The organism is Rhizobium zaerense, assembly GCF_051810725.1.
Classification (GTDB): Bacteria; Pseudomonadota; Alphaproteobacteria; order Rhizobiales; family Rhizobiaceae; genus Rhizobium; species Rhizobium leguminosarum_I.
Genome location: NZ_CM132690.1, coordinates 2,725,396 through 2,748,455, shown reverse-complemented (window position 1 = coordinate 2,748,455; position 23,060 = coordinate 2,725,396). Strand labels below are relative to the sequence as shown.

Below are 23,060 nucleotides of genomic sequence, written 5' to 3'. Positions count from 1 at the left end.
TACCTTCGTTTGTGGAGACGGCTATCAACGGTGCTCAATCGATCGTCACCACTTCGCCGGTGCTCGGGCCTGTCGTCGCATTCGTGGCGCTGGCCGCAATGCCGCTCGCGATGGGCGCTAAGTTCGCCGCAATTGCCAACAGCGAGGTCGGCTATAACAATTACTATGGCGCTGCTGTTGGTACCGGTAGGCTGATTGGAACCAAGGCCAATATCAGATTTCTCGTCCAATCATCCGCGAAGTCGCCGATCCCCAAGCAGCGTGGGGTTACTAACCCACCGCCCCGCCATCATGGGCGGAGCTCGGGACCGGATCACCGGCACGCGGAATAGGAGTAGATTTAATAGAGCCATGGATGCATTGAATCGGGCTCGTGTTCAGTCGCGACCCTGTAATAGGTACGCATGTCGTCGCGCTCTTTTTCGTAAGTCCACTTCAAGCCCCATCTGCATTCTTCCGTCATGCACTCACGGCTCTTCGATCCGAACATATCGAGTTGAAATGCCTCGCCATTGATTTCGCCGGTAATCGAGCCGGTTTTCCCCTTATCCTTCGATATGAGTTCAAACGCCCCTGCTCGACCATCCAGACAGTAGATCTTCCCGCGGTAGGTTCGCTCGCCGGTCTCAAGCTTCCAGAAATTCGTCTTCACCTGCGATACGCTGTAGCGACCCTTGCATTGCTGCCTTTCGGCCGAGCCGATCTCAATCGTCCCCCCCATCTCCTCACTCTCGTCCCTCGCAGTCACCTTTCCGAGCACCGGAGTACCCGTTGCGAGGTAGCTTCCCTCGACGCCACGGACAAAAAGATATGAACAACCTGCGAGCGTGAAACCCATTGCCACCAAGGGGCCGGCGACCGTGAAACCACGCAGCGTCCACGCGCATCTCAAGACAGCCAGCAAGTCTATACCTCCAGGTTCATCCTCATGTTCGCGGATGCCAAAAGAGCGGGTTGGAGCATTGGGCGCCAGTCGTTACCAGCCAGAATAGCGCTGATATTCAGGTCACAATATTTCCCCCACAATTAGGAAGATGAATAAATGCCACAGCTCATCTTGAAATAGAATACCCGTCCGCTTCGGCAAGTTACACGAAACTAGAGGCAGCTACTGCAATCAAACCTTGGGAGCCCCCAATCACCCACCCCTCAAAAGCGTGCGCATCAGCAATTCGAAGATGAGGCCGGGCGCGACGTTGTTACTCACACTGTGACGTGAAATCCTGCCGAATAAACTTTTTCGATAGGGGACGCATGCCTGTAAAAACTCTTCCATCTCCACCTTGGTGGAGAGTAACGATTGCGTTGATCGTAGTTCCCTAAATCGCGTCCTTCGCATACGCTGTTTACAGCCCACTGTATCAGGGCCTGCCGGATATGACCGAGCGCGTTATCCGAACAACTCAGGCCGTCGCGCTCATTGGTGCGTATCCGCCAACTGCTGTGTTGGGGATTCCATTGCTATGCTACTTCAGGCGACGTGTAGGGCCGCCCCTTGCAAATTGCGCGATGGTTGGAGCCTTTGTTGCGACCTTCCCCTGGATGTGCCTAGTTGTATTTTTCGGCCCTGACGAGGCTTATGCTGGTGACCACATCACTTACCAAAACGGCATGATGACATGGTGGGGATTGCTAGAGACCGTCAAATCGCTCGCAGTGACAGCTGTATTCGGCTTTGCTGCTGGTGGCCGCAGCTGGCGTTAAAAGACAGCCCGTTTCTGAAACGATTCCAAGCAAAGTGTTCGAGTAGGCGGTCTCTCGATATCATCAAATACCCACCACCCCATCATAAAATGGCGGTGCGTCAGTCTCAATATCTCACCGGAAAATACCTGGCATAGGCGAATTCCTCGCCATCAGGAGACCAGCAGGGCACATTGATCGTGCCCTGCCCGCCGAAAAGCTCGAACAGCGTCTTCAGATTGCCGCCATCCATGTCCATCAGCCGCAGCCGTACGTCGAGATCGCGCGGATGGTCGAACACCGAAGGGTCGTAGGACAGGATCAGCACCTTGTCATTGGCAGGCGATGGATGGGCGAACCAATTGCCCTGATTGTCCGATGTCACCTGCTCGAGCCCGGTGCCATCGGGATGGATGCGCCAGATCTGCATCAGCCCGGTGCGGCTGGAATTGAAGTAGATCCATTGGCCGTCAGCCGACCAGTCCGGCCCGTCATTGCGTCCCTCGCCATGCGTCAGCCGCGTTTCGGCGCCGCCATCGACGGAGATGGTGTAGATATCGAAGAGGTCGTCGCGGATGCCGCAATAGGCAAGCTGGCGCCCGTCCGGCGACCAGCCATGCCAGTAGGATGGCAGGTTCTGCGTGATGAGCCGCGGCGTGCCGCCTTCGATCGGCAGGAGATAGATCGCCGACTTGCCGAATTCGCTCTTGTCGGAGATGACAATTTCAGTCCCATCGGGCGAAATGCCGTGATCATTGTTGCAGTTGACGGCAAAGCCGGTATCGACCGTGACCACGTCGCCGCCATCGAGCGGGAGGCGATAGAGCAGCCCGTCGCCGTTCATGAGCAGGTAGGAACCATCCGGCGAGAAGTTCGGCGCCTCCACCAGCCTGTCCGTCTGCCAGACCTCGCGGGCCCTGCCCGTCCTGACATTGTAGATCTCAACCGAGCTGCGCATGTTTCCTCCCGAAAATCTTGCAACGCCGCGCATCTTTCCAGACGCAGGACGCCGTAACGCTTTGAATTGCTGCCGTCAGCGATCTCGATTGCGTTAGCGATCCCGAAAACGGTTGGTGATCGGATAACGTCGGTCCCGGCCGAAATTCTTTTTGGTGATCTTCACGCCGGGCGCCGATTGCCGGCGCTTGTATTCGGCGAGATAGAGCAGATGCTCGACCCGGTGAACGGTCGCGACATCATGGCCGCCCGCGACGATCTCCTCGACCGCCATCTCCTTCTCGACCAGGCATTCGAGGATATCGTCGAGCACGGGATAGGGCGGCAGCGAATCCTGATCCTTCTGGTCGGGCCGCAGTTCGGCCGACGGCGCCTTGTCGATGATATTCTGCGGGATCACCTCGCCCGACGGCCCCAGCGCATCCGGCGGCACGTTTTCGTTGCGCCAGCGGGAAAGCGCATAGACCTGCATCTTGTAGAGGTCCTTGATCGGGTTGAAGCCGCCGTTCATGTCGCCGTAAAGCGTGGCGTAGCCAACCGACATTTCCGACTTGTTGCCCGTCGTCACCACCATCGAGCCGAACTTGTTCGAGATGGCCATCAGGATGACGCCGCGCGCCCGGCTCTGCAGGTTCTCCTCGGTGATGCCGCTGCCCGTGCCTTCGAAAAGGCTGGCGAGCGCACTGCTGAAACCCGTCACCGGCTGTTCGATCGGCACGATGTCGTAGCGGCAGCCGAGCGCCTTGGCGCAATCGGCCGCATCCTTCAGCGAATCCTCGGAAGTATAGCGATAGGGCAGCATGACGGTGCGCACCCGCTCCTCGCCCAGCGCATCGACGGCGATTGCCGCACAGATCGCCGAGTCGATGCCGCCGGAAAGGCCGAGCACCACGGTTTTGAAGCCGTTCTTGTTGACGTAGTCGCGAAAGCCGAGCAGGCAGGCGCGGTAATCGGCCTCCTCGCTTTCAGGGATATGCGCCATCGGCCCTTCGTCGCAATGCCAGCCGCTTTCGCCGCGCTTCCATGTCGTCACCGCTAGCGCCGTCTCGAACTGGCTCATCTGGAAGGCAAGCGACTTGTCGGAATTGAAGGCGAAGCTCGCCCCGTCGAAGACGAGTTCGTCCTGGCCGCCGAGCTGGGCGGCATAGATCAGCGGCAGTCCGGTCTCGATCACCTGCTTCAGCACCACCTGATGGCGGATATCGACCTTGCCGCGATAATAGGGAGAACCGTTCGGCGACAGCAGGATCGCGGCCCCGCTTTCGGCCAGCGTCTCGCAGACGCCGAGATCGCCCCAGATATCCTCGCAGATCGGAATGCCGATGCGCACGCCGCGGAAATTCACCGGCCCCGGCATGGCGCCCTGGTCGAAGACGCGCTTCTCGTCGAACTCGCCGTAATTCGGCAGGTCGATCTTGTCGCGCACCGCGATCACCTTGCCGGCGTCGAGCACGGCGACCGAATTGTAGCGGCCGGTCTCGTCCTGCCGGGGAAAGCCGATGATGACGCCCGGCCCGCCATCGGCGGTATCGGCCGCGAGAGTCTCGACCGCCTTCCAGCAGGCGCGAATGAAGGCGGGCTTCAGCACCAGATCTTCAGGCGGATAGCCGGAGATGAAAAGCTCCGTCAGGACGAGCAGATGCGCGCCCTCCCGTCCCGCGTCAAAACGCGCCTCGCGCGCCTTGGCGAGATTGCCGGCGACATCGCCGACCGTCGGATTGAGCTGGCCGATGGCGATGCGGAAAATATCAGAAAGGGCGTTTTCCTCTGTCATGTCATTTGTTTAGCCTGCGCCTTTCGCGACCGCAACATGTTGGTGCCAAAAGCGGCGCCCCGCGGTGACGAAATTTTTATGAACGGATTGCGCATGGCGCCACGCGGCATTGATGCGCATTGCAATTTACCTCCGGAGCGGAATACTTGCGCCGGAAGCGACCGCATCGATAACGGGTATCGGAAACAGGCCATGTCTAATCTCTCGGAATTCGTGCACCATCATTTCGACAAACCGGCCGACGAACTCGGCGACGTCGAAAAGCGCGTGCTGGCGAAAGCGCACCAACGCAAGGTCATCTCGACCGACGTCAACGCCGCCTTCTCAGCCGAGGCCTCCTTCGGCGAGCGTATCGCCGACAGCATCGCCCGCATCGGCGGCTCCTGGTCTTTTATCATCGCCTTCTTCGTCTTCCTCACCGCCTGGACGGTGATCAACACCATCATTCTGGTGAGCGGCGCCTTCGACCCTTATCCCTTCGTCTTCCTGAACCTGATCCTGTCGATGCTCGCCGCCATCCAGGCGCCGATCATCATGATGTCGCAGAACCGCCAGGCCGAACGCGACCGCTTCGAGGCCGCCAAGGATTACGAGGTCAATCTCAAGGCCGAGCTCGAAGTGCTCTCTCTGCACCAGAAGATCGACATGCGCGTGCTGACCGAACTGACGGCGCTGCGCGAGGACGTTGCCCGCCTCAGCGCCGAATTCGCTGCCAAGGGCTAAACCGGATTCACCGCATATTGCGGCAGGCCATCTGTTATCTCGTAGAAATCGCCCTTGTCGGCACAGTAGATATGATGGCCGAAGGCCAGGCCGCTCGGCGTGTCGAAGGCGCCTGCCATGACCGAAACTTCCGCCGATCCGTCCGCCTGCCAGAACAGCGCGGAGCCGCAATTGGAGCAGAAGCCGCGCTGCGCCTCTTCGCTCGACCGGTACCAGCGGACCGCCTCAGTGCCATCAACCGAAAGAGCCGCGCGGGCCACGTTGACCGCAGCGTAGTAAAACCCCGTCTGCCGGCGGCATTGCGAGCAGTGACAACCGACGACAGGTCCTGGCTTCGTCGTCGTCGAAAATCGCACGGCGCGGCAAAGGCAGCCGCCTGTATGCCGTTCGGTCATGGTCGCCCTCCCGTTTATGACGGGATGTTGCCGCCGATCGCCCGCGGCGTCAAATCCATTCCGTTCAACGAAATCATCAAAAATCTTGAGGGTCGTCGACCTTGTGCATATTTGGCCGGAGCGATTACCCCTGTTGCTGGTCGACAACACCCGCAGGGCTCTTCGCATCACAGCATTGAATCGACCACCATTGTCGGCGATACTTATGGAGCAATTCATCCGACCCTCGGGAGACTGACATGAGAGCGATCCTGTCCGAACAAAGGAAACATCCCCCACAAGGACATTCAGCTTCATGAACATTTCGTTCTCTCGCGCGAGGAAAAGCTCGCGACCTCATAATCGCTTCCCGAAACTCTTCCGCGACGACGCGAATGCCGCAGACCGCAGGCGGCGCTGGTCGCGCATGCGCAAATTCCTCTCCTACTATCGCCCGCATCTGCCTTTGCTGCTGGCGGATCTGCTTTGTGCCATCCTCGTCGCTGGCACGGCGGTTGCCTTGCCGCTCTGCGCCAACATCGTCACGAGCCGTCTTCTCGCTCTGCCCGATGCGCCGCAGGCCTTCGCACAAATCCTTGCGATGGGCGGCATCATGTTGGCCGTTCTGGCGGTCCAGATCGTTGCCATCTTCTTCGTCGACTATCGCGGCCACGTGATGGGCGCCCGCATCGAGGCCATGGTGCGGCAGGAACTCTTCGAGCACTGCCAGAAGCTCTCGTTCAGCTTCTACGACCAGCAGCGCACCGGCCAGTTGATGAGCCGCATCACCAATGACAGCCTGTGGCTGGGCGAGCTCTTTCACCACGGCCCCGAGGATCTTTCCATTGCCGTGCTCAAATATGGTGGCGCCATGCTGGTGCTGTTCTTCATCGATCCGCCATTGGCGGCCCTGATCCTGTTGCTCACCCCGGTGGCGGTGGCCTATGCGCTCTATTTCAACCGGCGGATGAACCGCGCGCTCGAAGCCAGCAAACGGCAGGTCGCCGCCGTCAACGAGCGCGTCGAGGATGCTCTTTCGGGAATTCGCGTCGTCCAGTCCTTTGCCAACGAGGCGCTGGAGAAGGAACGTTTCGCCGAGCAGAACCGGCGCTTCCTGCAAAGCCGCGCCGAGGGCTATCGCAGCGAGGCCTGGTTTTCGGTCGGCACCGAAACTTTCGCCCAGCTCATCACCATAATCGTTATCGTCATCGGTGGCCTGCGCATCCTGACGGCGGAACTGACCGTCTCCGATATGCTGACCTTTCTGCTCTGTGTCGCCGTGCTGGTCGATCCGGTGCAGCGGCTCGCCAATTTCGTGCGCCTCTGGCAGGAGGGCTACACCGGTTTCATCAGGGCCATGGAGATCCTGGAGATCGCCCCCGATATCACGGACCGGCCGGCCGCCCGTCCGATGCCGGCGCCAACGGGCGAGATCCGTTTTTCCGACGTCGCCTTCGGCTACGAGGGCGATGGCCCGCGGGTGCTCGAGCAGCTATCGCTCACCATCGCCCCCGGGGAGTTCGTCGCCCTGGTCGGCCCCTCGGGGGTCGGCAAGAGCACGCTTTGTTCGCTGATACCGCGCTTCTACGATGTCGAGGCTGGCGCGATCCGTATCGATGGCACCGATATCCGCGACGTGACGCTGACTTCGCTCCGCCGCCATGTCGGCGTGGTGCAGCAGGATGTCTACCTCTTTGCCGGCACGGTGGCGGAAAACCTGCGCTACGGCCGGCCGGAGGCCAGCGATGCCGAACTGGAAGCGGCCGCGCGCGCGGCCAATGCGCACGACTTCATCATCGCCCTGCCTCAGGGCTATGACACCGATATCGGCCAGCGCGGCGTCAAGCTCTCGGGCGGTCAGCGACAGCGCCTCACCATTGCCCGTGCCTTCCTCAAGAATCCCCAGATTCTGATCTTCGACGAAGCGACCAGCGCGCTCGACAACGAAAGCGAACGGGCGGTGCAGCAGGCACTGCTCAGCCTGGCAAGCGGGCGAACCACCCTGGTCATCGCTCACCGCCTGTCGACCGTCCGCCACGCCGACCGCATCCTGGTCCTGACGGCTGATGGCATCGTCGAACAGGGCACCCATGACGAGCTGATGGCGCAAGACGGCGTCTACGCCAACCTGCACAGCGTCCAGGCGAGTATATGAGCGTCTGTGTCAGCCCCTCATACGCCTGCCGGCACCGACCAGGGTCGAGCCACGGGTCTCGACCCGTCCTTCGAACCCCCGTAAACGGGCGAAGGGACATGCCGTGCCCGCTTCCCCCAAACTCGACGCTGCGTTTGGTACGTCCCCTCGCCCCGTTTACGGGGAGAGGGCTAGAGGGGCAGCTATCAACAAAAACCCGGCATCGCGCCGGGTTTTTTGTCATTCATTTCAGACTGATCTCAGCCGTTGGCGACCATGCGCTTTTCGTCGCGCCCGCCCTTCATGCGCTCGGCAAGCAGGAAGGCAAGCTCGAGCGCCTGGTCGGCGTTGAGGCGCGGATCGCAATGCGTGTGGTAGCGGTCCTGCAGGTCTTCTGCGGAGACCGCGCGGGCGCCGCCGGTGCACTCGGTCACATCCTTGCCGGTCATCTCGATATGGATGCCGCCCGGATGCGAGCCTTCGGCGCGGTGGATCTGGAAGAAGCTTTCGACTTCCGACAGGATCCGCTCGAAGGGACGGGTCTTGTAGTTGTTGAGCGTGATCGTGTTGCCGTGCATCGGATCGCAGGACCAGACGACCTTGCGGCCCTCGCGCTCGACGGCGCGAATGAGCTTCGGCAGGCTGTCGGCGACCTTCTCATGGCCGAAGCGGCAGATCAACGTCAAGCGTCCGGCCTCGTTGGCAGGATTCAGGATGTCGATCAGTTGCAGCAGGTCGTCGGCCTGCAGCGACGGGCCGCATTTCAGGCCGATCGGGTTCTTGATGCCGCGGCAATATTCGACATGCGCATGGTCCGCCTGGCGCGTGCGGTCGCCGATCCAGATCATGTGGCCGGACGTCGCATACCAGTCGCCCGAGGTGGAATCGACACGGGTCAGCGCTTCTTCGTAGCCGAGCAGCAGCGCCTCGTGGCTGGTGAAGAAATCGGTCTCGCGCAGAGCCGGATGGTTTTCCGAGGTGATGCCGATCGCCTTCATGAAATCCATGGTTTCGCTGATGCGGTCGGCAAGCTTGCGGTAGCGCTCGCCCTGCGGGCTGTCCTTGACGAAGCCGAGCATCCACTGGTGCACGTTTTCGAGGTTGGCGTAACCGCCCATCGCAAAGGCGCGCAGCAAGTTCAGCGTCGCCGCCGACTGGCGATAAGCCATGGCCTGGCGCTCTGGGTTCGGAATGCGCGACTCCTCGGTGAATTCGATGCCGTTGATGATGTCACCGCGATAGGCCGGCAGCGTGACGTCGCCCTGCTTCTCGACATTCGACGAACGCGGCTTGGCGAACTGGCCGGCGATGCGGCCGACCTTCACAACCGGCAGTTGCGCGCCGAAGGTCAGCACGACCGCCATCTGCAGGAAAGCCCGGAAGAAATCGCGAATATTGTCGGCACCGTGCTCGGCGAAGCTCTCGGCACAGTCGCCGCCCTGCAGCAGGAAGCCGTTGCCTTCGGCGACATTGGCGAGATGCTTCTTCAGGCGGCGCGCTTCACCTGCAAAGACAAGTGGCGGATAGCTGGCGAGCGTGGCTTCCGTTGCCGCCAAAGCGGCCGCGTCGGGATAGTCGGGAACCTGCAGGATCGGTTTTTGCCGCCAGCTGCTCGGGGTCCAATTGTCTGCCATCTCACTCACCTGTTCTCACATCCATACCTCAGGATGCTCTCAATATGCGGCGGCTTATAGACCTTTAGATCCGGCTTGCAAAGACCAATCGCCGACAGTTGTCGCCTCACCGCCGCCGCTCGCCGCTGTCTGGTTAAACCCGCATATACCATGTCGATTTCCCCATATTTTAGACTTTCAATGTAGAACCGCAAAGAGTTTCAACATCGGGGACATGGCATGGCGATCCTTCCGCCCGGGTTCATATCGGACCGCTCGGGCAATTTTGGCATCATGACGGCGCTGCTGGTGGTGCCGCTCTTCGGCGCGGCCGGCATGGCCGTGGATTTCGCCCATGCGCTCAGCCTGAGGACACAGCTTTATACCGCCGCCGATGCCGCAGCCGTCGGTTCGATCGCCGAGAAATCCGGCGCGGTCGCAGCCGCCATGACCATGAGCAGCAACGGCACGATCTCGCTCGGCAAAGACGACGCCCGTAGCATTTTCATGTCTCAAATGTCCGGCGAGCTGACCGACGTTCATGTCGATCTCGGCATCGACGTCATCAAGACTGCCAACAAGCTGAACTCGCAGGTTTCCTTCAGCGCGACGGTGCCCACCACCTTCATGCGCATCCTCGGCCGGGACTCGATCACGATCTCTGGCGTTGCGACGGCCGAATATCAAACCGCCGCCTTCATGGATTTCTACATCCTGCTCGATAACACGCCTTCCATGGGCGTCGGCGCAACCGCGACCGATGTTTCCAAGCTGCAGGCCAAAACAGGCTGCGCCTTTGCCTGCCATCAGATGGACCAGAGCACCAACAACTACACTATCGCCAAGAGCCTCGGCGTCGCCATGCGCATCGACGTCGTGCGCCAGGCAACTCAGGCGTTGACCGATACGGCCAAGACCGAACGCGTCAGCAGCGACCAGTTCCGCATGGGCGTCTATACTTTCGGCACCAAGGCCGAAGACGCCAAGCTGACGACGATCTCCAGCCCCACATCCGACCTGACGAAGGTGAAGAACTACACCGACGCCGTCGATCTGATGACCATTCCCTACCAGAACTACAACCAGGACCAACTCACGAGCTTCGATAGCGCCCTGACCCAGATGAATACCATCATCGATCCGGCCGGTGACGGCACGTCGAATATCAGCCCCGAAAAGATCTTGTTCTTCGTTTCCGATGGCGTCGGCGACAGTTACAAGCCGTCGACATGCACCAAGAAGACGACCGGCGGCCGCTGTCAGGAACCGATCGACACCTCCTTCTGCAAGCCGTTGAAGGATCGCGGTGTCAAGATCGCCGTGCTCTACACCACCTACCTGCCATTACCGAGCAACGATTGGTACAACAAATGGATCAGCCCCTTCCAGAACGAGATTCCGACGAAGATGCAGGCATGCGCTTCGCCCGGCCTCTATTTCGAGGTGACGCCGACCCAAGGTATCGCCGATGCGATGAAGGCGCTTTTCCTGAAGGTCATCCGAGCGCCGCGCATCACCAGCTAGCGCATCGGCCCGAAAATCGAAATCGATTTTCGGGCCGATGCGTAGATTCAGAAAGTTAGAGCGTCCTATGTGCGTTCGAAAGGACGCACGGCGCACCTAATGCATGTCGCCGGAAGTGTGCTGCTGTTTCGGGTCAACGACATGCATAAAACAAAGAGCTAAAGCCCGCCGCGGGTCAAAGCCGCTTGCCGTCGCGGATCCGATAGCTCGGCGCATACATGGTCACGAGCTCTTCGGCGGCGGTCGGATGCAGCGCCATGGTACGGTCGAAATCGTCTTTAGTGCAGCCGGCCTTCAGCGTGATGCCGAGCAACTGCGCCATCTCGCCGGCGTCGTGGCCGAGGATATGGGCGCCCACCACCTTGCGGCTCGCCGCATCGACGATCAGCTTCATAATCATCCGCTCGGCCCGGCCGGAAAGCGTTGCCTTCAGCGGCCGGAACTGGGCGCGGTAAACCTCGAGCTCGCCGTAACGTTTGCCCGCATCCTCTTCCGAGAGGCCGACAGTGCCGATCTCCGGCTGCGAGAAGACGGCGGTCGGGATCAGCTCGTAGTCCGGCCGGGTCGGATTGTTCTTGTATTCGGTCTCGATGAAGCACATCGCCTCGTGGATCGCCACTGGCGTCAGCTGTACCCGGTTGGTGACGTCGCCGAGCGCATAGATGTTTTCGACATTGGTGCGGGAATATTCATCGACAATAACGGCGCCGCGTTCGTTGACGGCGACGCCGGCCGCCTCGAGGCCGAGGCCTTCGGTGTTCGGATCGCGCCCGAGCGCCAGCATGACGACGCCGGCCTGCAGCGTGCCGTTGTTCAGCGTCTCCAGAATGAGCCCGTTCTCACCCTTCGAAACCTTCTGCAGCGTGTCGTGGCAGAGGATGCGGATGCCCTTGGCGACCATAGCCTCGTGCAGCCCGCGTCTCAGATCCTCGTCGAAGCGCGACAGGATCTCGGCGCCGCGATAGATCAGCGTCGTCTCGACGCCGAGGCCATGGAAAATATTGGCGAATTCGACGGCAATATAGCCGCCGCCGGCGATGACGATCGATTTCGGCAGCTCTTCGAGATGAAAGGCCTCGTTGGAGGAGATGCAGAGTTCGTGACCGGGAAGGGCTGCATGCGGGTTAGGCCGTCCGCCGGTGGCGATCACGATCGTCTTGGCCGTCACCGTCTGTCCAGTCTTCAGCAGCCGGACCGTATGGGCATCCACGAGCTCTGCGCGCGTTTCCAGGATTTCGGCATTGGCGCCGGCGAGACCTTTCTTGTAGAGGCCTTCCAGACGGGCGATTTCAACATCCTTGGCCGCCACCAGCTTCTTCCAGTCGAAGCTGCTTTGGCCAACCGTCCAGCCGAAGCCCGCTGCATCCTCGAAATGCTCGTGGAACTGCGAGGCATAGACGAAGAGCTTCTTCGGCACGCAGCCGCGGATCACGCAGGTGCCGCCGTAGCGGTATTCTTCGGCAATCGCCACCTTCTTGCCGAGCGAGGCGGCGACACGCGCGCCGCGCACGCCTCCGGAGCCGCCGCCGATGACGAAGAGGTCGTAGTCGTAGGAAGACATGAGGAGCTCCGGAAGGGAATCGTAGGAAGGATGTCCCTGATATAGGGGCGATCATCACGAAAACAAAAGCCCGCTCGTGCGTCATCCCGTTCCCACCGCTGAATCTTCATTGTAAACGGCTGCCCCAGTCACCGTCTGCGGTTGACCCAGTCACCGTCTGTTTATGGTTGACCCGGTCAGCCGAGGCTGGCAGGCAATCCATGGGATGGAAAAGAATGCCGGAGCAAAGAATGGATCAAACTCTCTTCACCAACCTGTGCAAGGCTGGCAAATTCAAGGAAGCGCTCGGCCTCGCCATTCAGGGCCATGAGGACGAAAAATACACGCCAAGCCGTTTCTCGATCGACAAGAAGACGAGACTGCCGATCTTCTACCGCGGCAACAAGCGCGTGGAGCCGGATGAGGAGGGTGTGTGGCAACTTGCAAAGAACCCGAACGCCTAGGGACTGAGTTCCGGCGCACATCCGATGCCAATTGCATATGCCTAGATCGGGATGATTTTTGGCCCGATCGGCCTGAAATCTGAATCCTGATCTACATCAAAGAAGTAGAGCATGATGTCGTCCGAAAACCGCACACACCTTTCGGCATCATGCTCTAGCGATTGTTGCTGTCAGCGGGTAATGCGGAAATCCGTCGGGATCTTTTCAAGCTGGGCTGCTTCCGTCTCGACGCCCGAAACCGACGCCCCCGAAGGCCCGCGCCTGAAACGCTCGATCATCGTCGAGATGGCGCTGTCGGGTCCTGCGATCACAGCGACGACCGCCCCGTCCTCTTCATTGCGAACCCAGCCGGTCAAACCGAGCCGTACCGCCTCATCGCGTGTCCAATAGCGAAAACCGACACCCTGGACCTTGCCGGATATCCGCACTCGGACAGCCTTGTCATGATCGGACATCTGCAATCACCTGAAACCTCGCCGGCAGCATTTGCCGCATCATAGCAAAAAAGCCCGGACAATGCCGGGCTTTCGCAAATTTGATGGGCAAGCCTTACTGCTGGGCAGCCGGTGCGGGAGCCGGAGCGGCGGGGCTGTCGGTTGCCGGCGGCGGCGCCTTGATGACCTTGGAAAGCTCGGCGTTGCTCTGCTTTTCCAGGTCGCGGGAAATGCCCTGCGCCCAGATGTCGGCAGCCTTCGCCGTCTCGCGCGAAGCGACCGGACCGTCGCGCAGCAGCTTCTTGCCGACGTCGGAATTATAGAAGTCAGCGATCGCCTTCAGCTCATCGACGGTGAAGGTCTTGGCGTAGGTGAGCGCCGCCTCCTTCTCCAGATCGCCGCGGCGCGGCGCCAACGCAAGCGCCTGCGCGTCGACCGTCGACGAAATGATGTCCTGGTAATTCGGCGAATCCTGGATCAGGCCGGCCTTCAGGCGCTCGGCGAGACCGGGCAGGATATTGTCGAATTGGGCAGTGGCGCCAATGGCGTCGATCGCCGCGCGAGACGCCTTCAACTGCTCCTCGGAGACTTCCTGCGCCTTAACGGCGGAGCCGAAGGCAAGCCCGGAAAGAACGACGGTCGCAGCGGCGAGACGGCCAAGACCTGCAATGTTCATCATGAGTATATGCTCCTGTTATCTGTTTGCCTGCAGTGTACGCACACCCGCAGGACCGGCAATGATCGCAAGTGCCGCCATATTGATAAAGAGCCCGTGTTCGACGACGCCGGGTATGGAATTCAGCTCGCTCGAAAGCGCCTCTGCATCAGGAATGCGGCCAAAAGATGCATCGATGATGTGATGGCCGCCATCCGTGGTAAACTCTCCGTCACCCGACTGGCGCAGATTAAGTTCACCCGAGAGACCGAGCCGGGCCGAGACCTTTTCGATCGCGATGCGCGTCGAGACGAGCCCGAACGGATTGACCTCGATCGGCAGCGCGAAGGCGCCGAGCATTTCCACAAGCTTGCTCTCGTCGGCAATGACGATCATCCGCTCGGAGGCGGCTGCGACGATCTTTTCGCGCAGCAGCGCACCGCCGCCGCCCTTGATCAGCCTGAGCCCCGTATCGACCTCGTCGGCGCCATCGATCGTCAGGTCGAGCGCCGGCAGCTCGTCGAGCGACTTCAGCGGCACGCCGAGTTCGACGCAGAGTCGCGCGGTTCGTTCGGACGTCGGGACGCCTTCGACCCTGAAGCCGCCCGCGACCTTCTCCGCCAGCAGGCGAACGAATTCTTCCGCCGTGCTGCCGGTGCCGATTCCGAGACGCATCCCGCTTTCGACATGGGCGAGTGCGGCCTCGGCGGCCTTGATCTTCATTTCGCGGGCATCCATGCGCCGCCAGCTCCTGATATTGCGTTGGATGTGCTGTTTACACGGCTCGCCTGGCAAACGAAAGTCAAAATCATCACGGAAAATGAAAAGCCGAAACAGAGGCCTGCGGCCTTCCCAGCCATCGCCGGACGTTGCTTTCCGCCGCGCGATCGCCTACCTCAGGGACGATCCATCGTTCCCAGGGACGATCCATCGTTCCCCAGGACGATCCATCGTTCCCCAGGACGATCCATCGCTCCTCAAGCCGACCATCGCTCAAAGAGACATGCCCTTGACCCCTGCCCCCGCTCCCCCAGCGCTTGTCGTCTTCGATCTCGACGGCACCCTCCTCGATACCCATGTGGACCTGGTCGAGAGCCTGAACCATACGATCTCGGCCCTTGATCTCGAACCGGTCAGCTACGACGACCTCACCCATCTCGTCGGCCAGGGCGCGCGCGTGATGATAGAGCGCGCCTGCCGGCTGCGCGGCCATCCGCTTGAAGGCGACGCCCTGCCGGCACTGATGGAGCGCTTCATCGCCCATTATGCCGGCAACATGCCCGGCCGCACCGAGCCCTATCCGGGCCTAGTCGCCGCGATGGACCGGCTGAAATCAAAGGGTTACCGCCTCGCCGTCTGCACCAACAAGATGGAGAGCCTGGCGCTCGGCCTGCTCGAAAAGCTCGACCTCACCCAATATTTCGACGCGATATCAGGCGGCGACACCTTCCCCGTGCGCAAGCCCGACGCCCGCCACCTCACCGGCACCATCGAACGCGCCGGTGGCGACATCGCGCGCACGGTGATGATTGGCGACAGCATCAACGACATCGCCGTGGCCAAGAATGCCGGCGTCCCCTCGATTGCCGTGCCGTTCGGTTATTCCGACGTGCCGGTTTCGAGCCTCGATCCGGATGTTATCATCACCCATTTCGATGAGCTGACATCGGAACTGGTGGAAAGGCTGTTACGGGAATACGCCGAGAAGGTTGCCGTCTGAGGCCTAGCCGTTCCTTACTTTCTGCTGGCTTACAGTGTGGCACCCTCTGCCCTGCCTGGCATCTCCCCCACAGGTGGGGAGATTGGATGGGCGCGCCGGCTTCTCCAAACAATCATCGTCGCAACCGGCGAAGCGGAAGACGGGCCGGAGGTCGGGCCGCTTGCCGATCTCCCCCCTTGTGGGGGAGATGCCCGGCAGGGCAGAGGGGGGTGCCACACGGTACGCCCTTTCTACTTTGTTTCTGTGCTCGCGGCCAAAAAACAAAACGAGCGGCCCGAAGACCGCCCGCAAAATTCCATAGAAACTAGCGTCAGATCTGCGCCCCACGCGCCTTCGTCGTCGCGTCGAAGGCCTTGTCGACATAAGCGTCGCGGCCGTAGACGTCGTCGAAATATTCCACCACGCCGTCCTTATTCGGCCAAGCCGTGAAGTAGGAGACGTAGACCGGGATCTTCTGCGGCACGCGCACCGCATGGTTCTGCCCGCTGGCGATCTGCTTGGCGACATCGTCGACCGTCGTGCTGAGCACGGCAGCCGCCATCGCACGCGGATCGGCAAGGCGCACGCAACCGTGGCTCAGCGCCCGCATGTCGCGCTTGAAGAAGCTCTTCGACGGCGTGTCGTGCATGTAGATCGCGTGGCTGTTCGGGAACAGGATCTTGAGTTCGCCGAGCGCATTGTCGCTGCTCGGCGGCTGGCGCACCGAGACGTTATCGGTCGAGCCGTACCAGTCGACGCTTGAAGAGGCGACGGCATGGCCGTTCACCTCGACTTCATAACCGAGTTGGTCGAGATAATTCGGATCCGAGCGCAGCTTCGGCAGCATCTCGTTGATGATGATCGACTGCGGCACGCCCCAGAAAGGGTTGAATTCCACCGTCTCGATCTCGTCGTCGAAGAAATAGGTCTGGTTGTTCTTGCCGCCGACCACCACGCGCATCGACAGCTGTTCCTTGCCGTCATTGTGGTAGTAGACCATGTAGGCGGGCTGGTTGATCATGACGTAGCGGGAACCAAGATCTTCCGGCAGCCAGCGCGCCTGCTCCATGGCGACGACGAGCTTGTCGATCTTCGAGGCATTGGTGTCGCCGCCGGTCATGGCGCGCACGGTCGCCTGGCCGATAACGCCATCGGGCTTCAGCCCGCGCTCCTTCTGGAAGTCCTCGACCAGCGAAACGATCTCAGGCGAATAGTCGCTGCTGCCTGCGTAAGCAGCAAGCGTTGCCGCATGATCGGTCCTCAACGTTTCGGAGCCGTGCTTGCCGATCGCCTTGACGATATTGGCAATCTCGGGCGAGCTGTCGCCAGGCCTCAGCAAATTGTCGAGCGAAACGACGATTCGCTCCTCATTGCCGCCATCGACGGCGCGAAGCTTTGCAAGCTCCGCCCTGAGCGCCAGGAACTGCGGGCTATCAGGCGAGCGACTGGCGATGTAGGCATCGACATCGGGGCTCATGCGGGCAAGCTTCAGCACCGGGGCCAGATTGACCACCTTGCGCTGGAAGTCGTGATAGCCGGAGATCTTGTTCGGATCGATGCGGCCGCGCACCGTATCCTGCACAAAGGCGAGCACTTTGGCGGAGAGTTCGAGTTCGAACTGTGTCAGCGCCCGGTCGCGGAAGGCGGGATCGGGATTGGCCGGGTCGATATCAGGAGCCTGGACGGCGTAATCTTCTGGGTCGAGGCCGACGACGGCCGCATCGGCAAGAACTGACATCGCCGACTTGGCGCGGTCGTTGATCCGGTTGCCCTCGACCCAGACGAGCGGATTGCGGCTGTCGCCGTAATAGGCTTCGAGGGCCTTTGCGACGTCGGCATTGGCGCGCACCTTGGCCTGCGCCAGGAAGCGGCGCTGTACGGCGGGTTCGGCGCTGGAATCGCCGCTGCCCGAAACATCGGCGACTGCGCCGGTGACGACGGGATCGGCGAACTTGCCCGTATCGACGAACTGCAGCGTCTCGGTTTTGTAGGTATAATAACGCGGACCGCTCACCTTCGGCAGCGGCGCCTCAGGGTCGAGCCCGCCGAGCGATCCGCCGATGCCGCCGCGCTGGCCTACACGGCCGGGCGGCATTTGGTCCATGAAGATGGTGCTCTGGGTCCGCTGCCTGTCGCCGCGCAGCATATCCATCAGTGTGTAAGCATGCGCGGGAGCGGCGCCCATCACAGCCACGCCGCAGGAAATTGTCAACGCGGATACCGCGCTTTTAAAAACGAAGGTCATATATATTCCAGTCCCGGTGTCATGCTGTTCTCAGCTCAAATCCCGCGAAACTCAAGCAACGTCCGGCTCATTGATCAGAAACCGGCCTGCGCCGCCAGCGCCGGCGGACTCAATTCTATGTGACGGAGATCCTGCACGGCGCCGCGCAGCAGTTCACACAAAATTATGAAATTATTAGTTAATTTTTTACCGAATTTATCCCGGCAGACCAGTGCAGCGAAAACGCCGCGGCGCATAAAATATCCAAAGTGGCCGAAAAAGCACGCCGCCAGGCCAGGGCAAACATGACTTCCGCTTTCAATATTTTGCACGACGTGCAGTTTTCTTACCGGGCTTTCCAACCTATAAGACCTCATCTTTCGGAAATGCCCGAAAACAGCAGCCAAAGGGAAGGCAAGGCCGATGACCGCAACCCGCACTGAAACCGATACTTTTGGCCCGATCGACGTCGCGGCCGACCGATATTGGGGCGCCCAGGCCGAGCGTTCGCTCGGCAATTTCAAGATTGGCTGGGAAAAGCAGCCGCTGTCGATCGTGCGTGCGCTCGGCATCGTCAAACAGGCAGCCGCCCGCGCCAACGTGTCGCTCGGCCAACTCGATCCTGCCCTCGGCAAAGCGATCGGCGACGCCGCCCAGGAGGTGATCGACGGCAAGCTGAACGACCACTTTCCGCTGGTCGTCTGGCAGACCGGTTCGGGCACACAGTCCAATATGAATGCCAACGAAGTAATCTCCAATCGTGCAATAGAAATGCTTGGCGGCGTCATGGGTTCCAAGAAGCCGGTGCATCCGAACGACCACGTCAATATGAGCCAGTCATCCAACGACACCTATCCGACGGCCATGCACATCGCCTGCGCCGAGCAGATCGCCCATCACCTGCTGCCAGCCCTGAAGCACCTGCATGCCGCCCTCGACATGAAGGTCACCGAGTTCAGCCACATCATCAAGATCGGCCGCACCCACACCCAGGATGCGACGCCGTTGACGCTCGGCCAGGAATTTTCGGGATATGCCGCTCAGGTCGGCTCCGCCATCAAGCGCATCGAAATGACCCTGCCCGACCTCTGCGAACTCGCCCAAGGCGGCACTGCCGTTGGCACCGGCCTCAACGCGCCGGTCGGTTTTGCCGAAAAGGTCGCCGAAGAGATCGCTGCCATCACAGGCATGCCCTTTGTCACCGCGCCGAACAAGTTCGAGGCGCTCGCCTCGCATGACAGCATGGTCTTTTCCCATGGCGCCATCAATGCGGCTGCTGCCGCCCTCTTCAAGATCGCCAACGATATCCGCCTGCTCGGTTCCGGCCCGCGCGCCGGCCTCGGCGAGCTGGCCTTGCCGGAAAACGAGCCCGGCTCCTCGATCATGCCCGGCAAGGTCAATCCGACCCAGTGTGAGGCGCTGACGCAGGTCTGCATCCATATCTTCGGCAACAACGCGGCGCTGACCTTCGCTGACAGCCAGGGCCATTTCGAGCTCAACGTCTACAATCCGATAATGGCCTATAATTTCCTGCAGTCGGTGCAGTTGCTCGCCGACGCCGCCGTCTCCTTCACCGACAATTGCGTGGTCGGCATCGAGGCACGCGAAGAGAATATCAAGGCCGGCCTCGAACGCTCGCTGATGCTGGTGACCGCACTTGCCCCGAAGATCGGCTACGACGCAGCCGCCAAGATCGCCAAGACAGCGCACAAGAACGGCACGACGCTGAAGGAAGAAGCCCTCGCCAGCGGCCTGGTGACGTCGGAAGAATATGACGCGATCGTCCGGCCTGAGACGATGATCGGGCCGAAATAAGAAGGCCGTGGGGCCGTATGCCCCTCATCTTGCTCCCCTCTTCTCCCCATCGGGGAGAAGGTGGCCCGAAGGGTCGGATGTGGGCGCGCACGGCACACCATTCATTTCCCTTCGCGCTCCGCGTCAATCTCTGGACGAATGGCCAATCGGTTCCAATTCCAACCAATAATGCCGGCATCGCCCGGAACCTGAGATCTCGCCGTTATGACGATGCGCACCTCAAACCCTATTCGGCGGGCGTATATGCCGCAACCTTTCTTCTCCTCGGCGCTTTTAGGAACTGCGCGATTTTCTTCTCAACGGCGAAGTAGAAAGCCAATCCAACAAGGACGCAGCATATTGTCGTCGCGATAAGCAATGAGATACGCACGGAAAGCGGCGCGGCCCAGCGCTCGGCGCCGATGAGATAGATTGCAAGCTTCGCGATGCCAATCGTAATCATATGAGTGAGATAGAGGGAATAAGAGGCGTCACCTAATATCTTCAACCGTTTGATCTTCGGGACAAGTGCCGCGCGTTCTGCAATCAAGGCGCCTGAAACAATAAACGCCGAAGGCACACCCCAGGCAAGAAGCCGAATGAAGCCGGTTGGCTTGTCGAGGACAGAAGACGCGACAAGACCCGCGAGCCCCACCACAATCAACGCTGCCGCCAACGTCGGCGATTTGATATCTGCCTTACACATAACGAACGCGATTAGAATGCCGGCTAGAAACTCCAACAGAAGCGGAGAGGCGTACACGATGGAGTAAGGAGTCATTGGCGTGAATAGTCCGATCGTAACACAAGCGATCAGAAAGCCCGCTATCGCCAGGAGACGCGCAGTCTGTCCTTTCAAAAACAGCGCAAGACAAAACGCCGTATAAAAGAACATCTCGAAATTCAGTGTCCAACCCGGAACGAGAACTGGCTGAACAATTCCGGTGCTGTCGTAGTAGGGAATAAACAGCAACGACCGGATAATATCTACAGTATTGAAAGTGAGATGGTCGTAGTTCTTGGGTGAGGCAGTGGCCGCAACCAAAAATAGAATCGTGCAGATCCAGTAAATGGGCAGAACGCGCTGAACACGGTTTTTGATGAATCGCAGGGACGTCGTGGGCCTTGCATCCGATATGGTCCACATGATGAAGCCGCTGATTGTAAAAAACAGATCAACTCCGGCCGCCATGGGAACGAAATCCCAACCAAAAATGAACGCAACATGAAAGAATGTCACGGCGATTGCTGCGATGGCTCGCAGATACTGTATGGAATAAACCATAACCACCTCGCTTGTGTGCACCGCAACATTGCACGAGGGATTTGCAAATTCAATTAAGTTTTTAAGAAAAACCCTGTGCGCTATCAAAGGCGGCAAGGCTTTGCTGCCGAACATGAGGTATATCCGGACACGGCGTAGAGTTGATCCTTGTCGCGCAAACCGGTCTTGCGAGGACGCGATATAGTGCGTCCGAGGGTCAGCAGGGCACGTCCCTTACCGCGACGCCGAAATCGCCCGAACCCGCATCCCGATTGCTTTTGCCCCGCAGCGGATTTAGACCGGTTCCAATCTAGCGACGCCCCACCAGAAAGGTCACTTCGATGGCTGACGATCTCTTCCCCCTCGGCAAGGATGCCACCCCCTATCGCAAGATCAGTGGCGACCATGTCTCAGTCGATACGTTCAAAGGCCAGGAGATCCTGACCGTCGAGCCGGAAGGCATCCGCCTGCTTGCAGAAACCGCCTTTGCCGATATCAACCACCTGCTGCGCCCCGGCCATCTGAAGCAGCTTGCCTCGATCCTCGACGACCCCGAGGCCACGGACAATGACCGTTTCGTCGCCTACGACCTGCTGAAGAACGCCAATATATCAGCTGGCGGCGTGCTGCCCATGTGCCAGGACACCGGCACCGCGATCATCATGGGCAAGAAGGGCCGCAGGGTGTGGACCGAAGGCGAGGATACGGCAGCGCTCGCCCGCGGCGTCATGGATGCCTATGAGAAGAAAAACCTGCGCTACTCGCAGCTCGCGCCGGTCAAAATGTTCGAGGAGAAGAACACGAAGAACAATCTGCCGGCCCAGATCGACATCTACGAGGAAGGCACCGACGCCTATGAATTCCTCTTCGTCGCCAAAGGCGGTGGCTCGGCCAACAAGACCTTTCTCTACCAGGGCACGCCCTCGCTCTTGACGCACGACCGGATGATCGACTTCCTCAAGGAGAAGATCCTGACGTTAGGGACGGCGGCCTGTCCGCCCTATCATCTCGCGATCGTCATCGGCGGCACCTCGGCCGAGATGAACCTGAAAACGGTCAAGCTCGCCTCCACCCGCTATCTCGACGAGCTGCCGACCGAAGGGTCCGAGAGCGGCCATGCCTTCCGTGACATCGAGATGGAGAAGGAAATCCACAAGCTGACGCAGCAGATGGGCGTCGGTGCCCAGTTCGGCGGCAAGTATTTCTGCCATGACGTGCGCGTCATCCGCCTGCCCCGCCACGGCGCCTCGCTGCCGATCGGCCTCGGAGTCTCCTGTTCCGCCGACCGTCAGGCCAAGGGCCGCATCACCCGCGACGGCATCTTCGTCGAGCAGCTCGAAACCGACCCGTCGAAATACATGCCCGAGATCGATGAGGCCAAACTGTCGGAATCGACGGTGCGCATTGATCTCAACCGGCCGATGGCCGAGGTGCTCGCCGAGCTCTCCAGGCATCCCGTCAAGACGCGCCTGTCGCTATCGGGCACCATCATCGTTGCCCGCGACCTCGCTCATGCCAAGATCCGCGAGCGGCTGGAAAAGGGCGAAGGCATGCCGGATTACCTGAAGAACCACCCGGTCTATTATGCCGGTCCCGCCAAGACGCCGGCCGGTTACGCCTCCGGCTCCTTCGGCCCGACGACGGCCGGGCGCATGGACAGCTACGTCGACCAGTTCCAGTCCTTCGGCGGCTCGATGGTAATGCTCGCCAAGGGCAACCGTTCGCGCGCCGTGCGCGAGGCCTGCAAGAAACATGGCGGCTTCTATCTCGGCTCGATCGGCGGCCCCGCCGCCCGTCTTGCCCAGGACTGTATCCGCAAGGTCGAAGTGTTCGAATATCCCGAGCTCGGCATGGAAGCCGTCTGGAAGATTGACGTCGAAGACTTCCCTGCCTTTATCGTCATCGACGACAAGGGCAATGATTTTTTCCAGGAGCTAAATTTGGGGTGAGTGGCGGGCTGCGTTGCCGCCTGCTTTACCGAGCCGACGCCTTATCCGACGCGCTTATGTTCTGCGCCGCTGCAATACGAAACGACCAAAACCAACTGTCGACAAGATGAATACGCTCTCCGGCACAGAAGAACTGTAAGTTTTTCAGACGCCGCTCCCGCTCAACGAGTATGCACTGTCTCGATAAAGATACGTTTTTCCGTGGAGAATCATAGGCCTGATCGAAGTATTTCCCCATGCGGCATTTATCGCATG

19 protein-coding genes are annotated in these 23,060 nt (G+C 60.2%); 7 read left to right on the top strand and 12 right to left on the bottom strand.

The genetic code is table 11. The annotated features are described in order from the left end of the window. Positions 1-340: 340 nt before the first annotated feature. From ACS4RR_RS13290 to ACS4RR_RS13280, 3 genes are all read right to left on the bottom strand, one after another. Positions 341-904: a hypothetical protein gene (locus tag ACS4RR_RS13290; protein WP_260110956.1), complete on the bottom strand. Its 564-nt coding sequence runs from the start codon at positions 902-904 to the stop codon at positions 341-343. Between the two features lie 906 nt (positions 905-1,810). Next, positions 1,811-2,641: a TolB family protein gene (locus tag ACS4RR_RS13285; protein ID WP_260110957.1), complete on the bottom strand. Its 831-nt coding sequence runs from the start codon at positions 2,639-2,641 to the stop codon at positions 1,811-1,813. Positions 2,642-2,734: 93 nt separating this feature from the next. Beyond that, a complete protein-coding gene (locus ACS4RR_RS13280) occupies positions 2,735-4,414 on the bottom strand; it encodes an NAD+ synthase (RefSeq protein WP_222385177.1) in 1,680 nt (559 codons plus the stop codon). A 192-nt stretch (positions 4,415-4,606) separates the two neighbouring features. Here ACS4RR_RS13280 and ACS4RR_RS13275 point away from each other — a divergent pair, with 192 nt between their 5' ends. Further along, positions 4,607-5,137 carry a DUF1003 domain-containing protein gene (locus tag ACS4RR_RS13275; protein ID WP_222279334.1) on the top strand — a complete coding sequence of 177 codons (531 nt, stop codon included), beginning with the start codon at positions 4,607-4,609 and terminating at the stop codon, positions 5,135-5,137. Here the strand turns inward: ACS4RR_RS13275 and ACS4RR_RS13270 are convergent. Next, the gene (locus ACS4RR_RS13270; protein ID WP_222385178.1) at positions 5,134-5,532 is read right to left on the bottom strand and encodes a GFA family protein; all 399 of its coding nucleotides are present in this window, start codon (positions 5,530-5,532) and stop codon (positions 5,134-5,136) included. The two genes, ACS4RR_RS13275 and ACS4RR_RS13270, sit on opposite strands and share 4 nt — an antisense overlap. Positions 5,533-5,827: 295 nt before the next feature. Here ACS4RR_RS13270 and ACS4RR_RS13265 point away from each other — a divergent pair, with 295 nt between their 5' ends. Beyond that, complete coding sequence (locus ACS4RR_RS13265; RefSeq protein WP_260110958.1) at positions 5,828-7,666, top strand: ABC transporter ATP-binding protein; 1,839 nt, start codon at positions 5,828-5,830, stop codon at positions 7,664-7,666. Positions 7,667-7,905: 239 nt separating this feature from the next. Here ACS4RR_RS13265 and ACS4RR_RS13260 read toward each other — a convergent pair whose 3' ends face one another. Next, complete coding sequence (locus tag ACS4RR_RS13260; protein WP_017964553.1) at positions 7,906-9,279, bottom strand: class II 3-deoxy-7-phosphoheptulonate synthase; 1,374 nt, start codon at positions 9,277-9,279, stop codon at positions 7,906-7,908. A gap of 219 nt (positions 9,280-9,498) precedes the next feature. Here ACS4RR_RS13260 and ACS4RR_RS13255 point away from each other — a divergent pair, with 219 nt between their 5' ends. Continuing rightward, complete coding sequence (locus ACS4RR_RS13255) at positions 9,499-10,782, top strand: TadE/TadG family type IV pilus assembly protein (protein ID WP_222385180.1); 1,284 nt, start codon at positions 9,499-9,501, stop codon at positions 10,780-10,782. A 175-nt stretch (positions 10,783-10,957) separates the two neighbouring features. On the opposite strand, the gene gor is transcribed toward ACS4RR_RS13255, so the two are convergent. After that, a complete protein-coding gene (gor, locus tag ACS4RR_RS13250) occupies positions 10,958-12,343 on the bottom strand; it encodes a glutathione-disulfide reductase (protein WP_260058857.1) in 1,386 nt (461 codons plus the stop codon). Between the two features lie 230 nt (positions 12,344-12,573). On the opposite strand from gor, the gene ACS4RR_RS13245 reads away from it, so the two are divergent. Beyond that, positions 12,574-12,786, top strand: a complete 213-nt coding sequence (locus tag ACS4RR_RS13245; RefSeq protein ID WP_260058858.1) for a hypothetical protein — start codon at positions 12,574-12,576, stop codon at positions 12,784-12,786. 170 nt (positions 12,787-12,956) lie between these two features. Here the strand turns inward: ACS4RR_RS13245 and ACS4RR_RS13240 are convergent, their stop codons facing one another. The 3 genes from ACS4RR_RS13240 to rpiA form a co-directional block, all read right to left on the bottom strand. Further along, positions 12,957-13,241, bottom strand: a complete 285-nt coding sequence (locus tag ACS4RR_RS13240) for an acylphosphatase (RefSeq protein ID WP_222385182.1) — start codon at positions 13,239-13,241, stop codon at positions 12,957-12,959. A 94-nt stretch (positions 13,242-13,335) separates the two neighbouring features. After that, positions 13,336-13,899 (bottom strand): DUF2059 domain-containing protein, encoded by a 564-nt coding sequence (locus ACS4RR_RS13235; RefSeq protein ID WP_017964559.1) that lies wholly within the window; start codon positions 13,897-13,899, stop codon positions 13,336-13,338. Positions 13,900-13,914: 15 nt separating this feature from the next. Further along, entirely contained in the window at positions 13,915-14,613 is a 699-nt protein-coding gene (gene rpiA, locus ACS4RR_RS13230; protein WP_017964560.1) for a ribose-5-phosphate isomerase RpiA, read from the bottom strand. Positions 14,614-14,878: 265 nt separating this feature from the next. On the opposite strand from rpiA, the gene ACS4RR_RS13225 reads away from it, so the two are divergent. Then, positions 14,879-15,595 (top strand): HAD family hydrolase, encoded by a 717-nt coding sequence (locus ACS4RR_RS13225; RefSeq protein WP_210254191.1) that lies wholly within the window; start codon positions 14,879-14,881, stop codon positions 15,593-15,595. Positions 15,596-15,905: 310 nt separating this feature from the next. Here the strand turns inward: ACS4RR_RS13225 and ACS4RR_RS13220 are convergent, their stop codons facing one another. Continuing rightward, positions 15,906-17,819 (bottom strand): L,D-transpeptidase family protein, encoded by a 1,914-nt coding sequence (locus tag ACS4RR_RS13220; RefSeq protein ID WP_260110959.1) that lies wholly within the window; start codon positions 17,817-17,819, stop codon positions 15,906-15,908. A 74-nt stretch (positions 17,820-17,893) separates the two neighbouring features. Beyond that, positions 17,894-18,130 (bottom strand): hypothetical protein, encoded by a 237-nt coding sequence (locus ACS4RR_RS13215; protein WP_162117672.1) that lies wholly within the window; start codon positions 18,128-18,130, stop codon positions 17,894-17,896. 91 nt (positions 18,131-18,221) lie between these two features. Between ACS4RR_RS13215 and fumC the strand changes: the two genes are divergently transcribed. After that, on the top strand, positions 18,222-19,613 hold the full coding sequence (gene fumC, locus ACS4RR_RS13210; RefSeq protein ID WP_456188891.1) for a class II fumarate hydratase: 1,392 nt from the start codon (positions 18,222-18,224) through the stop codon (positions 19,611-19,613). 226 nt (positions 19,614-19,839) lie between these two features. Here fumC and ACS4RR_RS13205 read toward each other — a convergent pair whose 3' ends face one another. Then, positions 19,840-20,991 carry an acyltransferase family protein gene (locus ACS4RR_RS13205; protein WP_456188890.1) on the bottom strand — a complete coding sequence of 384 codons (1,152 nt, stop codon included), beginning with the start codon at positions 20,989-20,991 and terminating at the stop codon, positions 19,840-19,842. Positions 20,992-21,197: 206 nt separating this feature from the next. Between ACS4RR_RS13205 and ACS4RR_RS13200 the strand changes: the two genes are divergently transcribed. Further along, positions 21,198-22,805: a fumarate hydratase gene (locus ACS4RR_RS13200; protein ID WP_260110961.1), complete on the top strand. Its 1,608-nt coding sequence runs from the start codon at positions 21,198-21,200 to the stop codon at positions 22,803-22,805. The last annotated feature ends 255 nt before the right edge of the window (positions 22,806-23,060 follow it).